This window comes from Paenibacillus glycinis (assembly GCF_009909185.1).
Classification (GTDB): domain Bacteria; phylum Bacillota; class Bacilli; order Paenibacillales; family Paenibacillaceae; genus Paenibacillus_Z; species Paenibacillus_Z glycinis.
Map to the genome: position 1 here is coordinate 1 of NZ_JAAAMV010000033.1, position 15,144 is coordinate 15,144.

General features: G+C 59.9%; 15 protein-coding genes. 10 read left to right on the forward strand and 5 right to left on the reverse strand.

The genetic code is table 11. The annotated features are described in order from the left end of the window. Window positions 1-177: 177 nt before the first annotated feature. Window positions 178-1,551: an FAD-dependent oxidoreductase gene (locus GT019_RS32580; protein WP_161746930.1), complete on the reverse strand. Its 1,374-nt coding sequence runs from the start codon at window positions 1,549-1,551 to the stop codon at window positions 178-180. A 253-nt stretch (window positions 1,552-1,804) separates the two neighbouring features. Here GT019_RS32580 and spoVB point away from each other — a divergent pair, with 253 nt between their 5' ends. Then, window positions 1,805-3,358, forward strand: a complete 1,554-nt coding sequence (spoVB, locus tag GT019_RS28925) for a stage V sporulation protein B (RefSeq protein WP_161746931.1) — start codon at window positions 1,805-1,807, stop codon at window positions 3,356-3,358. An 88-nt stretch (window positions 3,359-3,446) separates the two neighbouring features. Here spoVB and GT019_RS28930 read toward each other — a convergent pair whose 3' ends face one another. The 3 genes from GT019_RS28930 to GT019_RS28940 all read right to left on the reverse strand — a co-directional run bounded on the left by GT019_RS28930 (window position 3,447) and on the right by GT019_RS28940 (window position 6,309). Continuing rightward, window positions 3,447-4,265, reverse strand: a complete 819-nt coding sequence (locus GT019_RS28930) for a methyl-accepting chemotaxis protein (RefSeq protein WP_161746932.1) — start codon at window positions 4,263-4,265, stop codon at window positions 3,447-3,449. Window positions 4,266-4,529: 264 nt separating this feature from the next. Then, window positions 4,530-5,735, reverse strand: coding sequence for a multidrug efflux MFS transporter (locus GT019_RS28935; RefSeq protein ID WP_161746933.1), 1,206 nt, complete (start codon window positions 5,733-5,735; stop codon window positions 4,530-4,532). Between the two features lie 4 nt (window positions 5,736-5,739). After that, on the reverse strand, window positions 5,740-6,309 hold the full coding sequence (locus tag GT019_RS28940) for a cysteine hydrolase family protein (protein WP_161746934.1): 570 nt from the start codon (window positions 6,307-6,309) through the stop codon (window positions 5,740-5,742). A 125-nt stretch (window positions 6,310-6,434) separates the two neighbouring features. On the opposite strand from GT019_RS28940, the gene GT019_RS28945 reads away from it, so the two are divergent. Further along, window positions 6,435-7,058 carry a TetR/AcrR family transcriptional regulator gene (locus GT019_RS28945; RefSeq protein WP_235949583.1) on the forward strand — a complete coding sequence of 208 codons (624 nt, stop codon included), beginning with the start codon at window positions 6,435-6,437 and terminating at the stop codon, window positions 7,056-7,058. 83 nt (window positions 7,059-7,141) lie between these two features. Here GT019_RS28945 and GT019_RS28950 read toward each other — a convergent pair whose 3' ends face one another. Then, window positions 7,142-7,579: an Lrp/AsnC family transcriptional regulator gene (locus GT019_RS28950; RefSeq protein ID WP_161746935.1), complete on the reverse strand. Its 438-nt coding sequence runs from the start codon at window positions 7,577-7,579 to the stop codon at window positions 7,142-7,144. Between the two features lie 166 nt (window positions 7,580-7,745). Here GT019_RS28950 and GT019_RS28955 point away from each other — a divergent pair, with 166 nt between their 5' ends. From GT019_RS28955 to GT019_RS28990, 8 genes are all read left to right on the forward strand, one after another. Continuing rightward, entirely contained in the window at window positions 7,746-8,378 is a 633-nt protein-coding gene (locus GT019_RS28955) for a YitT family protein (RefSeq protein ID WP_161746936.1), read from the forward strand. Between the two features lie 389 nt (window positions 8,379-8,767). Further along, entirely contained in the window at window positions 8,768-9,055 is a 288-nt protein-coding gene (locus GT019_RS28960) for a hypothetical protein (RefSeq protein WP_161746937.1), read from the forward strand. Window positions 9,056-9,086: 31 nt separating this feature from the next. Next, window positions 9,087-9,827 (forward strand): RNA 2',3'-cyclic phosphodiesterase, encoded by a 741-nt coding sequence (gene thpR / locus GT019_RS28965; RefSeq protein WP_161746938.1) that lies wholly within the window; start codon window positions 9,087-9,089, stop codon window positions 9,825-9,827. 252 nt (window positions 9,828-10,079) lie between these two features. Beyond that, window positions 10,080-10,793: a cytochrome c biogenesis CcdA family protein gene (locus tag GT019_RS28970; protein WP_161746939.1), complete on the forward strand. Its 714-nt coding sequence runs from the start codon at window positions 10,080-10,082 to the stop codon at window positions 10,791-10,793. Window positions 10,794-10,821: 28 nt separating this feature from the next. Further along, on the forward strand, window positions 10,822-11,385 hold the full coding sequence (locus GT019_RS28975; RefSeq protein WP_161746940.1) for a TlpA family protein disulfide reductase: 564 nt from the start codon (window positions 10,822-10,824) through the stop codon (window positions 11,383-11,385). Between the two features lie 44 nt (window positions 11,386-11,429). Then, a complete protein-coding gene (gene msrB / locus GT019_RS28980; RefSeq protein ID WP_161746941.1) occupies window positions 11,430-12,587 on the forward strand; it encodes a peptide-methionine (R)-S-oxide reductase MsrB in 1,158 nt (385 codons plus the stop codon). Window positions 12,588-12,608: 21 nt separating this feature from the next. After that, window positions 12,609-13,379, forward strand: coding sequence for a response regulator transcription factor (locus GT019_RS28985; protein ID WP_161746942.1), 771 nt, complete (start codon window positions 12,609-12,611; stop codon window positions 13,377-13,379). After that, complete coding sequence (locus tag GT019_RS28990; RefSeq protein ID WP_161746943.1) at window positions 13,376-15,094, forward strand: sensor histidine kinase; 1,719 nt, start codon at window positions 13,376-13,378, stop codon at window positions 15,092-15,094. Before GT019_RS28985 ends, GT019_RS28990 begins: the two co-directional genes overlap by 4 nt. Window positions 15,095-15,144: the final 50 nt, after the last annotated feature.

Consider the following 15,144-nt stretch of genomic DNA (forward strand, 5'->3'; position numbering starts at 1 on the left):
ACGCGCACCGATTGAGTATCGATGCGCGTTGGCTGCTTAGCTTTTTTCATTTGTCTACTTGACGGGGGTATGACCACTCGGCTGCTGCCGAAGTTTGGTTTTTTCGTCCTGCCCGCGGCGGCGGCACCGCTTCCGCGATTCCGCGTTTCCCGCGCATGCGATGGATCGCGCGATCCGTCACGACATGTGAAACAAGTCGTTCAAGGCCTCGCTCATCGACGGATGGGTGAAGATGTGGTCGCGCAAGAATGAATACGGCCGATCGGTCTCCATGGCGATCTGCACGATGTTGATCATCTCGTGGGAATCCGCGCAGAACAGCGCGCAGCCGAGTATCCGATCGGTCTTCGCGTCGACGACCGCCTTCAGCATGCCCTCGGTCTCTCCCGTCAATCTGGCGCGCGGGATGGCGGCGGCGGGCAGGCGGGCGATTTTCACCTCATAGCCTTCGGCGATCGCTTTCTCTTCGGTCAATCCCACGCGGGAGAACGGCGGATCGATAAAGACCGAGTACGGCACGTGCTTGCGGTCATGCGTCGTCCGCCGGCCGTGTCCGTGCAGATGATCCAGGATGATGCGCTGATCGTCCAGCGAAATATAAGTGAATTGAAGCCCGCCGACAACGTCGCCCATCGCGAAGATATGCGGAACGGTCGTCAGCAGCCGTTCGTCGACCTGAACGGCGCCGCGCCCGGTAACGGCGACCCCTGCCCTGCCCAGCTGCAAGCCCTCGGTGTTCGGCCGTCTGCCCGCGGCGACGAGAACGGCGTCCGCGGTCTCTTCGCGTCGGTTCCCTTCGGCATCCAGATACGCTATGACGGCGCCTTGCTCCGTATCCCGCACGGCTTCGATCTCGACGCCGAGGATGAAGGCGATTCCCTTTTTCTCCAGCGAATCCTGCAGCGCTTCCGCCATGTCGCGATCTTCCCGCGCAAGCAGATCGGCGTGGGTATCCAGCACCGTGACCTCCGAGCCGAAGCCCGCGTACATCGAGGCGAACTCCAATCCGATATAGCCCGCGCCGACGATCGTCAGCCGCCTCGGGAGCGCCGTCAATTCCATCATCGTCGTGCTGGTATAGACGAGCTTGCTCTCCCGCATGCCGACGATCTCCGGCACGATCGTCGACGCTCCGGTGTTGATGAAGATGTTTTCCCCGTAGATCGTGAGCGTCTCCCGCTCCAATCGAACCTCGACTTCATGCTCGGACGCGAACGAAGCTTTGCCCGTGTAGATCGTGACCGTTTCTTTGCTGTCGAGGGCATCGAAGTTCTTCTGCCGCAGCGCCGCGATCAAATGGGTCTTCTTGGCGATCGCCTCGCGGTATTCCTCCGCCTGCTCCTCGAAGCCGATCAAGCCCTTCAGCCGCGACTGCTTGGCCAGATGAACCAGCGCCTTCGTGGGAATGCAGCCGATGTTGATGCATGTCCCGCCGTACATCATGTCGGATTGCTCGATGACCGCGACTTGCTGCCCCCGGTTCGCCAGCGCGGCGGCCAATGTCTTCCCGCCTTTTCCGAATCCGATAATAATGGCGTCATAACGCTTCACGTCCGTCACTTCCTCTCGTCTATTTGCATGCGATCGCTGCCGTCCGCCTTCGCCGTGCCGCTATCAATGCCGCATCCCGTTCCACGCTCGATTCCGCTCCCACTCGCGATCTTTCCAGATATCGTCCTAGCTATTTTGCAGGTATGCGGCCGGAATCATACATGCAGGCCCGAATATCGCCGCCATGCTCGTTCGCATGCTTTTCCGATTCATGAATACATTTAAGTATTCGATAATCGGGAGGAACCACGACATGGCTCAATCGAAGCAATCGTTCATGAGAGGGACGCTGGCCCTGTCTGTCGCTGCCTTCATCAATCGCATCCTCGGCTTCATCAGCGGCATGTTCGTCGCTCGCGTCATGGGCGCGGAAGGGATCGGCATCTTGATGATGGCGCATCCGCTCGTGCCGCTCGTCATTACGATTACGGAGCTCGGCTTGCCGGTCGCGATCTCGAAATTGGTCGCGGAAGCGTCCGCCCGCGGGGAACGGATGCGAATCCGCCGCATCCTGCACGTCTCGCTCGCGGTGACCGGCGTCCTGAGCGTGACGCTGACGACCATCTCGCTGCTCGGCTCCCACTGGATCGCCTCCCTCCTGCTGAGCGATCAGCGCGCGTATTACGCGATGCTCGCGATTACGCCGATCGCGCCGATCGTCGCCGTCTCCGCCGTGCTCAAAGGCTACTTCCGCGGCATGCAGCAGATGAAGACCATTGCCGCCTCCGACGTGCTCGAGCATACGGTCCAGATCGCCATCGTGCTGGCGCTCGTTCATTTGCTCATGCCGTACGGCGTCGCGTATGCGGCGGCGGGCGCCATGGCCGCCTCGGTCGTCAGCGAGGCGATCAGCCTCTTGTTCCTGGCGGTGAGCTACAAGGCGTACGGGGAACGGAAGGCTCCGGGCGAGACCTGGGGCAGCCATCTGAAGCAAGGGAGAAGCACGCTTTCCGAGCTGCTGAAGATCGGCTTGCCGACGACCGGGCACGGCGCGATTCAATCGGTGTACGGCGCTTTCCAGCCCTTGCTCATCGCGACCAGCCTGGCGATGGCCGGCGTCAGCACGGCGCTCGCCACGAAGCAGTTCGGCTTGTTGGCCGGCTATGCGTTCCCGCTGCTGTTCATGCCGAGCTTCATCACGCAATCGTTATCCACCGCCCTCGTTCCGGCGATCGGCGAGGCCGCCGCGAACAAGAACGGGCTGCTGATGCATGAGCGGATGAACCAAGCGCTGCGCCTCGGCCTGCTGATCGGCGCGCCGGCGACCGTCATCCTGTTCGTCTGGGCGACCCCGCTCACGACGCTGATCTACGGCTCGCCGGACGCGGGCCTGCTGCTGAAAATCCTCGCCCCGATGTTTTTCCTGCATTATTTCGACGCGCCATTGCACGCGATCCTGCTCGGCCTCGGCCGCGCGAGCGCGACGCTTTGGAATTACGTCGTGGCGACGGCGTTCAAGGCGGTCTCGATATTCGTCTTCGGCAGCCAATTCGGCATCGTCGGCGTCGCCTTCGCCATCGGCATCGGCATCGTCATACAGACGCTGCTGAACTTCTTCTCGATCTCCGGCTCGATCGGCATCTACCTGAGCATCCAGCCGTACGTCAAGGTCGGCGTCTGCATGTCCGTGATGGCGCTCGGAGGACGCACCGCCTTTGACTATTTGACCGTTCGCGGACTTCCGCCGTTATGGAGCGTGATCGTGTCGATCGCCGCCGCTCTCCTGCTCTACTTCGCCGCGCTTATGCTGACGGCCACGCTGAGATGGAGAGGCTCGCGCCCTCCGATTTCCTCGAAATTCGGTTAAGATCACTACCGATTCGCATCATCCGCCGAGGTGGCACGCGCAAAAAACCGGAGGCGGCTGCCTCCGGTTTCTTGCGCGCGTGGCCGGGCTATAATCGCTTGGCAAACTCGCCGAGCGTCGACGACAAGCGGTTGATCTCCTCGAAGAAGCTCAGCAGCTGCTGCGTGGAAGCCGCCTGCCCTTGACCGGTCTCGGCGATATAGGCGATCGACTCCGTCATCGTCTTGGTCAATTCCTTGAACACGTCCAGCGTGTCCCGCACGGTTTCCGTCGAACTGACCGTCTGCGCGGCTAATTTGCGGATCTCGGCCGCGATCACGCCGAAGCCCGCTCCCCGGTCGCCGGCATGCGCCGCCTCGATAGCCGCATTGATGCCGATCAAGTGCGTCTGATCCGCGATCCCCTTTATCAAGGAGACCACGCTGTCCGTGTTGGCGATATTGATTTCGGTTTGTTGGGAGTACCCGTGAAGCTGCTGGGCGAGGCCGGCCAATTGATCCGAACCTTCATTTAGCCGAACGATCTGTTCGTTCGCAAGCGATAACGACGTCGAGATGCGATCGGCGATTCCGACGAGCTCGGAATGGCTTCGGATCTGAATCGCCAAGCCGCCGATGACCGCCCCCGTATGATCGTGGAGAGGAAAGGCCGTGCCGATGAATTCAAACCCATAGTACTGCGCGGGCACGACATCCTGAAACCGAACATCGTCGCGAAGGGCTTTCGTTAGCGGCTCCGCCTCTTGCAGCAGCTGGCCCGGCTTGATCTTCAAATCGATGTCCTCGCCCGGCCAATAGGCGATGAATTTCTCCATATCGCATAATCCGATGGCCAAATCGACCGGAATGGCCGATTTCACGACCGGCAGCAGCGCGGCCAGATGTTCCAAAGTCGTCTCTTTCGTCATGCGTTCACCGTTCCTGTCCTTAGTCTTGCGCGCTGAATTCCGATCCTAGGCCTATCGTACAAACAAGGCCGGGAAAAAACAACTATTCGCTTCGGAGAGCGGCGTCGGCCGAACGAGCTTCCGCGCCGTGTAAGCCTCTCCGAAGCCGCGCTTACTAAAGCTTCGCCGCCGCCGGCCCGATTACCTGTTCGTCCGCTTCCCGGCGGAGCCGGCAAAAAAGCCGCCGAAACGTTATCGGCGGCTTGAAGAATAGACTACGGTCGGTCACGCGGCCGGCTTCGCTCGCAAATCGAGCTTCCGATACACCTTGAAATAGACCCAAACGGCGTTCAGCAGCAGCAGCGCGCCGGTCACGACGAATACATAGCGGACGCCGAACCATGCCGCCACTTGCCCGCCCAATACCGCGCCTCCGAAGACGCCCAGGTACCCGGCCGACATGTTGAATCCGAACACTCTGCCCGTGATGGACGGAGGCGTGATCTTCTTGACCAGAATGTTGACCGAAGGCATCAGCCCGGCTGCCGTCAAACCAAGCAGGAAGCGCAGCCCCATGAGCTCCCACGGATTACGGACGAAGGCTTGGGGAATGAAAATAATCCCGGCCGCCGCAAGCGAGATCAGCATGACCTTGTGCACGCCGATTTTGTCGGACAGCTTGCCCAGTCTCGGCGCGGCGAGGATATTCGCCAGTCCCGAGGCGGAGAAGGCAAGCCCGGCGATCAGCGCGACATGCGCGAGATTATGGGATAAGCTGCCGATGTACACCGTGATGACCGGCTCGACGGAATACAGAGCAACCGTAAGCACGAAGAAGGTCACGAACATGGTGATCGTCAGGCTCTTCTCCGGAACGAGCTGCCACAGCTCCCGGAAGCCGGGCACCTTCTTCTCCTCGCGCACGAAGGATTCCTTCACGAACGTTGCGGTCAACGCGAAGGCGACCAGCATCAGCGCGCCCGTGATGAAGAAGACGTTGCGCAAGCCGAAGGTCTCCCCGATAAAACCGCCTATCATGGGACCGAGCAGCGAACCCGCGATGCTGGCCGTCGACAGCGTGCCCAAGGCATAGCCCGAGTGCTCCTGATCCGTCTGCGTCGCGATCAAGGTCGTGCAGGCCGTGCCGTAACCCGTGATGACGCCCTGCAATAATCGCAGGCCGACCAGCACGTATACATTCGGGGCGAATCCCATGCAGCCGATCACGACCGCCATGCCGAGGCTTGCCCGCAGCAGCATCGGCTTGCGTCCGAACTTATCGGCGGCATGTCCCCATATCGGCGAGAAGATCGCAGATATGATAAAGGTGATTCCGAACGCGATCCCTGAAAGCTGGGCGATGGAAGAATCCTTCTCGACGCCGAGATGATGGATGTAAAGCGGCAGCACGGGCGCAATCTGGCTCATGCCCACGCCCGTGACGAACATCCCGAACCAGCAAACGATTAAATTCCTTTTCCAGATCGGCATGGCGTCAAGCCAAGCCGTCGATCCAGGCGTCGACGGCCATGACGTCCGCTTGACGGGGAAATACCTTCTCCACGAGCACGCGATGCACTTCCGGATCGGCATCGAGGCAAGCGTCCGCAAGCACCGTCAGCGCAAAATCCTTGTCCGCCGCCTCGCGCAGGGTCGAGAGGACGACCCCGCTCGTGGCGATGCCGCTCAAGATCAGCGTATCGATGCGGCGGGAACGGAGCACGACCTCCAGGTCGCTGCCGGCGAACGCGCTGACGCGGCGTTTCGTTACGATCGGCTCGCCCGGAAGCGGCTGCACGGATGCATGAATCTGCGTGTCTGCCTCCGCCTCCGACACGCCGCCGAATTCGGCGATTCTGCCGAAGATCTTGTTCCGCGGGCTGACCTCCGGGTACCCTTCTCGAAAGGCGACCCGCACGAAAATAACCGGGATACCGTTCCGGCGCGCGGCTTCCAGCGCGCGTTGAACTGGAAGCAGCACGTCCGTTTGCTCGGCGAATCGCGATACGATGCGATTCTGCATGTCCATGACCAGCAGCGCGGCGTGTTTGTAATGATCGTTCATGTGTTGAACACTCCCTCTTCGTATGCTACTATTAACCGGAGAACTCTCCACTTGATATTAAACGGAGACGTCTCCGTTTGTCAACAACAGCTTGCGCGACTCTGATATTAGGACGTGATCGTACTTTGGAAGATACACGGAACGCGGGGATGTCCCCGAACCGCTCCGAACGCCGGGATGCCGCGGAGAACCGCCAGCGCATCCTCGATTCGGCGCTGCGGCTGTTCGAGCAGCACGGCGTCGAGCAGGTCAGCATGAATCAAATCGCCATCGAGGCGCAGATCGGGCCGGGCACGCTCTATCGCCGTTACCGCAACAAGGGCGAACTCTGCCTGGAGCTGATGAAGGAAAACATCATCCTTCTCTTCGAGCAGATCGAGGAATACCTGAACCTGAACCGCGCCGAATCGGCGAGCGAACGGCTGAAAGGCGTCCTTGCCCTGTTTCTCCGTTTCCGGGAAAAGAAAGCCCAGCTGCTGAAAGGCGTCGAAGAGTCCGCGTCGGCGGGCCGGACGAAATCCCGCACGCAAAGCCCAATCTATCATGAATTGCATCAGCTGTTCGTCGGACTGTTCGACGAGATGGCCGCGTCGGCGGCCGAGCCGAGCCGGCTGAACGGCGTTTTTGCCGCGGATATCCTGCTGACGGCATTGAGCAGCGATTCCTATTCGTTCCAAAGGGACGTGCGCGGCCATACGCCCGAGACGATTCTAGAACAGCTCTGCCTGACGTTCATCCCGTCGCCGTAAGCTGCGACGGTAACAACGCGCAAAAAGAGGAAATCCCCCGCTCGTCGCGAGGGGATTTCCTCTTTTGCTTGCATAAAACCGAACTAATCAAGCGGCACAATCGGCCGGTGAGTCACCGGCGACGACAAAATGACGGATGTAATCAAATCCCCGAACGGCATCAGACGTTCGACGAGCAAGCTAAGCTCTTCCAGCCCCGTGACCGCCGCTTTGATCATAAAGCTGACAACGCCCGTCACGCGATGGCATTCGATGATTTCCTCGAAGCCTTTGATCCGCTGCTCGAATTCCATCAGAGGGATCTTGAGCTCGCTCAGCTGAATGATCACCTGCACGTTCCGGCCGACCGCGGCCGGGGACACCCTCGCGCCAAAGCCGAGAATCACGCCTTTTTCCTGCAGGCGCAGCATCCGCTCCGCCGTGCTCGGCCGGCTTAACGACAACCTTTTGGAGAGCTCGCTTACGGTCATGCGTCCGTCTTCCTGAAGCAATTCGAGGAGCGTTCTGTCTAGTTTATCCATCGTTAGTCGACCATCCTTCAATTTGAAGCGTCTGCCGCTTGAATTCATTCAATGTTAACTATTCTTACATCAAAAAGATTCAGTTTATTATATATCGTCTTTTCATTGAAGTCTATCATGGAAATACAAGATTTATCCATGACACAACTCAAAGGTGAGACGCATAATGAAAGCTGAAACGAAGGATGTTTTCCGACAATGGCTGCAGATTATCGTCGGTTGCATGATCACCGCCGCAGGTCTGATCCTGCTCGGGCATGCCCATGTCGTAACAGGCGGCACGGCGGGACTCGCCCTCAGTCTCTCCTATCTCTTGCCGATCGGCTATCAGAACCTGTTCATGTTGCTGAACGTCCCGTTCTTCGTCTTCTCATACATGAAAATGGGCCCATCGTTCACGCTGCGAACGGCGATCGCGATCTCGCTGCTCTTCCTCTTCACGTCCGCCGATCACTGGCTCGGAGAGTTCTCGCTGCCAGCTCTCGGAGGCTCGTTCGCAGGCGGATCGATCGTCGGCTTCGGCGTCTGCGTCTTGATCAAGAACGGCGCGTCGCTCGGCGGCTCCTCGATTCTTGCGCTGTACCTGCAGCGCAGGTACAGCATGGATCCCGGCCAAATGCTCTTCGCGTTCGACTGCGCGGTCCTGCTGACGGGATTATCCAGCCTATCCCTCGCCGATTGCCTGATCTCCGGCGTCTCCATCGTCATGACCTCGGGCATCGTTTCCCTCTACAAGGGCAAGCTGACCTTCGTCCGGCGCTTCAGGGAGAAGCAAAAACCGGCAACCACCGCTGCCTAGCGCTCTAATACAAGCAGAAATCGAAGCTGCCCCTCCGCAATGGCGAACTTCGCGAACGACCGCCGCAATGTCCTTTTTCTTCCTCGAATGAATCATGCGATAAAGCCGAACGGCTTGCGCACGCGATCATCTCCTTGCCGGTTCTCATTTCGTCATCGCACGGGCGTATTTGGCGAAGCCGCGCGCTTCTTCGGCGATACGCCCCTTCATGCCGCCTCCCGCGCCGTTCTCGTTGCGCTAACGTTCTCGCCTAAGCACGGAGATTATAGTAAAATGAGGACTTGTAGCATCAGGTCTTGCAGCATCAGGACTTCAAGAATGAGAACATGCGGAATGCGCGCATAATAAATCGTGGTTTCGGCAACGCGAAACGAATATGAGGTGTCGGAGTGTCCATTAATTTCACGAAGGCGATCGTCGGCCAGCTGCAGCGGGATATCGCCGATCTCGAAAGCCAAAGCCTAAGCTTGAAGAACAAGCAGGATAAGGCGGCGTCCAAGATCAAGCAAGTGCAGCGCGACATGAAATTAAGCCAATCGCACGGCGACCTGAGCGGCAAGATGTCGCGCGTCAGCAAGCTGAACGAGGAGATCAAAACCGCGGCCCGCGCGCAAGCCGAGCTTGCCAAGCAGCTGACCGCGAAGCGCGCGCTGCTGAAGCAGCATCAGTCCGGCTAAGCGCGATTCGCCCAAGGAGGCATGAAGCCGGATGACCAACCGCACGCCCGAAGCGTCCGCTCCTGCGACGGCATGCACCACGGAAAGGCAGCACATGTTCATCGCCGTGCCGCTGCCGGATGCCTTGAAACGAATGCTCGGCTTGCGGCTCTCGGAGCTCCGCGGCAAGCTTGACTTCCGCAAATGGACGAACGAGGCCGATCTGCATGTCACGCTGCAGTTTCTAGGCGTTGCGGCCGCGGACCGGCTACCGGAGCTAAAGTCGGCGCTGGCAGCGGTGGCCGCTCGGCAGCAGCCGTTCGGCCTGTCGATCGTTGGCGCTGGTACCTACGGCCTGCCCGAACGGCCGAGGGTGCTTTGGGCCGGGATCGGCGGCGAGCTGGATCGGCTGCGCGAACTGCAGCGCGAGATCGTCGAAGCGACCGCCCCGCTCGGCTTTGCCGCGGAAGATCGGCCGTACAGCCCGCATCTGACGCTCGCCCGCAGGTATGCGGGCGAAGAAGCGTTCGCGCTCCCGGAGCTGCTTGTTCGGAGCCTCGGCGCCGGCATCTTCACGTCTGACGGAGCGGCCGAGCGTCAGGAGGACGGCGCGGAGCGCGCGCGATCCGCTTGCGATGCCCGAGAGCGCGATGCCGGCCCATTGCGGGAAGCTTCGCGCCGCTCGGCCGACTTCGCCTCGTTACGCTGGCAGGTCGGCGGGATCGTCTTGTACCGCACCTGCCTGCATCGCGTTCCGATGTACGATACGGAGGCCCGTTTCGATTTCGGCTGACGCGCCGGAGGCACGGCGGTCCCTCTGGGGACCTGCCGCTGCGACGTCCTTCGACCGGAGGCAAAGCCGCAAAATCGAATGCCTGGTATCGCTTGCTCTCCCGACTCCCGGTCCCCGTCTTGGGGTCGGGGGTTTTTATGTATGTCGAACGCATAAATAGGCATCATCATTTCATAGAAACTGATCATCAGAGTACATACCAATTTCGGCCGAATCCCCGTAAACTTAACGGTAGTAAGGGAGGTCGACGCCATGCTGTCGGAGCAGGTTTTCATTGGAAGCGTATTTATTGCCGGTTTGCTTTCGTTCTTCTCGCCATGCATCCTGCCGATGCTGCCCGTGTATATCGCCCAGCTCGGCGGCGCGGCCCCGGGAACCGGGACGTCTGCGGTCAAATGGGGCAAGCTGCGGCTTCACCCCTCCCTGATCGGCAACACGCTGTTTTTCACGCTCGGCATCTCGTTCGTGTTCGTGCTGCTCGGATTCGGGGCCGGCGGGCTCGGGAGCGTCATCAACAGCTCCTGGTTCATCGTCGTCTGCGGCATCGTCGTCATCGCGTTCGGCGTTTTCCAGACGGGAGTCTTCACGCTGCTCTTCATGCAGCGCGAGAAGAAGCTGGCCGTTGCGTGGGAAGGCAAGAAAGGATTCGCCGCGTCGCTGCTGCTGGGCTTCACGTTCAGCTTCGGCTGGACGCCGTGCATCGGCCCGATACTCGCCGCGGTGCTCAGTCTCTCGGCCAGCGAAGGATCCGCTTGGCAAGGGGGAGGCTACATGCTGGTCTATGCGCTTGGCCTGGCCATTCCGTTCCTCGTCCTGGCGCTCTTCTCGGACCTGTTGATCGGTCGGCTGCGGACGCTCAACAAGCATATGCCGAAGCTGAAGCTCGTATCGGGATTGCTGCTCATCGTCATGGGCGTCCTGCTCATGACCAACAAATTGAACATGCTCACGACGCTGTTCAGCTAAGTGACTTCCAGACAAGAGGAGGATTCGCATGAAAAAAGGAACATGGCCGCTGTCCCTCGTCGCTTTGCTCGCCCTGCTGCTCGTCTTGTCGGCGTGCGGGAATCAATCCGCCTCGGATAAGGCGTCCGCCGCGCAAGCATCGACCGCCGCGCTCAACAAAGGATCGGCCGCCCCGAATTTCGACCTGAAGGATCTGGACGGCAACGAGGTTACGCTCGCCAGCCTGGCCGGCAAGAAGGTTTACGTGAAATACTGGGCGTCCTGGTGCCCGATTTGCCTCGCGGGGATGGACGAATTGAACGCGCTGGCCGGTCAGCGCAACGATTTCCAGGTCATCACGATCGTCAACCCCAACTACAACGGGGAACAATCCGCGGATGATTTCACGCAGTGGTTCAAGGGGCTTCAAGCCGAGAATACGGGCAAAAACATCCGCGTGCTGCTGGACGAGGACGGCAAATGGGCCAAGAAATTCGGCATACGCGGCTATCCGACCTCGCTCTACATCGGCTCGGACGGCGTGCTCGTCAAGACGGCGCCGGGACAAAATTCCAACGAGGCGATCACGGCCGCCTTTCAAACCATTTCTTAAGCATCGCGATTCACGCCAGGCCATTATGAACGGGAGGGATTCACATGAAACGACTTATGAGCGCAGGCGCCTTGCTGCTGCTGCTGTTCACCGCGGCCTGCGGCCAGCGCATGGGCGTCGAAGGCTCCGCATCGGCGGCATCCGACGCGCCCGTCACGACGGCCGGGGCATCGGCCGAGGGGAGCGCCGGGCCGACGACGACGCGGTCGCCCAATCCGAACGACAAGGTCGATTATTCGAACAGCAAGCTGGACACGATCTATTTGGCCGGGGGCTGTTTCTGGGGCATCGAAGCCTACGTGGAGCGCATCTACGGCGTCCAGGACGTGACCGTCGGCTATGCCAACGGAACCGGAGCCGATCCGACCTACGAGGATGTCGTGCGCGGAGACCGCGGATTCGCGGAGACGGCCGAGGTGAAGTACGATCCGGCGCGGCTGCCGCTAACGGATCTGCTGACCGATTTCTTCAAGGTCATCAATCCGACGAGCGTGAATAAGCAGGGCAACGATGCGGGCATCAATTACAGAACGGGCGTTTATTATACCCAGAGCAGCGATCTTCCCGTCATCAATGCGGTCGTAGCCAAGGAGCAGGCGAAGTACACCAAGAAGATCGTCACGGAAGTGCTGCCGCTCGAAAATTACTATTTGGCCGAGGACTACCACCAGGATTACCTGGAGAAGAACCCGGACGGTTACTGCCACGTCGATCTGTCGATTCTGGACACGCTGGACAAAACGGTCAAGGTGGACCCGAGCAAGTACAGCCGTCCGAGCAACGAGGAATTGAAGAAGACGCTGACGGATATCCAATACAAAGTGGCGGTGTTGAACGACACCGAAACCGCGTATTCCAACGAATACTGGAACACCTTCGACCCGGGAATCTACGTCGACGTCGCGACGGGCGAGCCGCTGTTCTCGAGCCGCGACAAGTACGACGCGGGCTGCGGATGGCCCAGCTTCACCAAGCCGATCGACCCCGCCGTCGTGACGAATCACGAGGATACGAGTTACAATATGGTGCGTACCGAAGTCCGGAGCCGCGTGGGCGATATCCACCTGGGCCACGTGTTCGACGACGGTCCGAAGGAAGCCGGCGGCAAACGCTATTGCATCGACAGCGCCTCCATCCGCTTCGTTCCGCTCGCCGACATGGAGAAGGACGGCTACGGCGACCTCCGCGCTGCCGTCGAATAACGCGTTAAGGAGTCTGAGCCGATGTATACGCTATTGATCGTGGAGGACGAGGAATTAGTCAGGAACGGGATCAAGCGGCTCGTGCCGTTCGAGGAATTCAATATCTCGGAGATCCTGGAAGCGGGCAACGGCGAGGAAGGGCTCAGGCTCTTTCTCGCCCATCTCCCGGATATCGTGCTGCTGGACATTAACATCCCGAAGCTGAACGGCCTCGAATTCGCCAAGAAAGCCAAGGAAGCGAAGCCCGGAGTCAAGATCGCCGTCATCACCGGCTACGATTATTACGAGTATGCGGTGACCGCCCTCAAGATCGGCATCGACGACTACGTGCTCAAGCCCGTCTCCAAGACGGACGTCTACGAGGTGCTGCGCAAATTAGCGGAGAAGCTCCGAAGCGAGCAGCAGCAGTCGCAGCTGCAGCATCTCGTCAGCGCGTACAAAACGACGCTGCAGGTGCCGGACGATTCGGGCAGCAAAGCCTCGATCGCCCAGATCATCGAAGACAACGTGGCGAATCCGGATTTCTCGCTGGCGATCCTGGCGAACCGGATCGGATTCTCCGCCGGCTACATGAGCGTCTTGTTCAAGCGGTTGTTCGCGATCTCGTTCCAGGACTACTTGATGGCCACGCGCTTGGAGCGTTCCAAGCTGCAGCTGCTCGCGTCCGACGCGAAAATCTATGAAATCTCATCGGCCGTAGGCTTCGACAACCCGAATTATTTCAGCGCCGCCTTCAAGAAGAAATTCGGGCTCTCTCCCCTGCAATACCGGGAAAGGACCAAACACTCGTGAGACTGCTCCCCCGCTCCCTCCGATACCGGATATCGGGGATCTACCTGCTGATCAGCGTCGTCACCATCGGCATCTTCGGCGCCGTGCTCTACGTCGGCATTTCCCGGGCGGTCCTGAACGACTCGATTCAGTCCGCCAATATGGCGATATCCAAGAGCGGCTCCCTGGTCGAGATGTACATCGACCGGCTGAAGGTGCTGACCACCATGCTCGCCCACAACCCGCAGACGATCCGGACTCTCTCCGCGCCCTCCGCTGCCGGGGAGAAGGACGAGCTGCAATTCATCGACAACGTGCTGATGTCGGATTCGCACATCAAGTCCGTCGTCGTCATCGGCAAGGACGGCTACGTGCTGTCCAACGAGAAGAAGCTGAACATGCGGCGTTCCTCCAACATGATGAACGAGCCGTGGTACGTGGCCGCGATCAACAGCACGAACCCGGTGCTGACCTCCGCCCGCATGCAGAAATTTTCGATGGACAAGAACAACTGGGTCATCTCGATGAGCCAGGAGATCAAGGACGAGAACGGCCGCAATCTCGGCGTCGTCCTGCTCGACATCGAGTACAAGGGCATCGAAGCGTATTTGAACGATCTCGATCTCGGCGACAAGGGATATGCCTTCATCATCAATAGTCAGGGCGGCATCGTCTATCATCAGGATCCGGCTTACTTCACGGACGCCGCCAAGCAGGCGCAGTTAAGGCAGGTCAGCACGTCGGAGCAGGGCTACGACGCGTCGGACGATACGCTCGTGTACAAAACGCGGCTGCAAAATTCCGATTGGACGCTCGTCGGCGTCAGCTCCCTCGACCGGCTGCGGGAGGTCCGCGGCCAGCTGCTCGGCGCGTTCGTCCTGGTCGGCCTGGGACTGCTGCTGCTCATCATCGTCGTGTCCCCGTTCATCGCGAAGAGCATGACCCGGCCGATCCACCGGCTGGAGCAGGCGATGCAGCAGGTGAAGTCGGGGACGCTGGAAGTGAGCGTGCCGGAGACCGGAGTGACGGAAGTGCAGGGGCTCGCGCTGCATTTCAATACGATGGTGGCGGAGATGCGTCGATTGATGCTGGAGATCGAGACGAAGGAGAAGACGCTGCACGGGTACGAGCTCAGCGTGCTGCACAGCCAGATCAATCCGCACTTTCTGTACAATACGCTGGATACGATCGTCTGGATGGCGGAGTTCAACGAGAGCGACCGCGTCATCTCCACGACCAAGGCGCTGGCCAAATTCTTTCAGCTGTCGCTCAGCGGCGGCAGCGAGCTGACGACGGTCGAGAACGAGATGAACCACGTCGCCCAGTATTTGTTCATTCAGAAGGAGCGGTACGGCGACAAGCTGCATTACCGGCTGCATTTCGATCCGGCGCTGGCCGACAAGGCGATTCCGAAAATCATCCTGCAGCCGCTCGTCGAGAACGCGATCTATCACGGCATTCGGGAGAAGGACGGTCCCGGCTTGCTGGAGATTACATGCGAACGGGCGGACGAAGGCCATGCGGTATTCGTCGTGAAGGATGACGGCGTCGGCTTCGATCCCGAGGCGCGCAAGCAAGGAGACGAAGCGGACGCGTCGCCCTCCCTGCCCAAGCTGGGCGGCGTCGGCATCAACAACGTGGATGATCGGTTGAAGCTGTATTACGGCAAGGAATACGGCATCGCCATCCAATCGCGTCCGGGCGAAGGCACGACCGTCACCATCGTCATCCCGTAATTCGAGCTCCATCAACGAAGGCTGCCGGTCGATTGACCGGCAGCCTTCGC

Coding starts and splice junctions, on each gene's coding strand:
- GT019_RS28975 (WP_161746940.1), top strand. CDS start 10,822: ATGAAAAAAGGAACATGGCCGCTGTCCCTCGTCGCTTTGCTCGCCCTG.
- GT019_RS28930 (WP_161746932.1), bottom strand. CDS start 4,265: ATGACGAAAGAGACGACTTTGGAACATCTGGCCGCGCTGCTGCCGGTC.
- thpR (WP_161746938.1), top strand. CDS start 9,087: ATGACCAACCGCACGCCCGAAGCGTCCGCTCCTGCGACGGCATGCACC.
- msrB (WP_161746941.1), top strand. CDS start 11,430: ATGAAACGACTTATGAGCGCAGGCGCCTTGCTGCTGCTGCTGTTCACC.
- GT019_RS28935 (WP_161746933.1), bottom strand. CDS start 5,735: ATGCCGATCTGGAAAAGGAATTTAATCGTTTGCTGGTTCGGGATGTTC.
- GT019_RS28955 (WP_161746936.1), top strand. CDS start 7,746: ATGAAAGCTGAAACGAAGGATGTTTTCCGACAATGGCTGCAGATTATC.
- GT019_RS28985 (WP_161746942.1), top strand. CDS start 12,609: ATGTATACGCTATTGATCGTGGAGGACGAGGAATTAGTCAGGAACGGG.
- spoVB (WP_161746931.1), top strand. CDS start 1,805: ATGGCTCAATCGAAGCAATCGTTCATGAGAGGGACGCTGGCCCTGTCT.
- GT019_RS28950 (WP_161746935.1), bottom strand. CDS start 7,579: ATGGATAAACTAGACAGAACGCTCCTCGAATTGCTTCAGGAAGACGGA.
- GT019_RS28970 (WP_161746939.1), top strand. CDS start 10,080: ATGCTGTCGGAGCAGGTTTTCATTGGAAGCGTATTTATTGCCGGTTTG.
- GT019_RS28940 (WP_161746934.1), bottom strand. CDS start 6,309: ATGAACGATCATTACAAACACGCCGCGCTGCTGGTCATGGACATGCAG.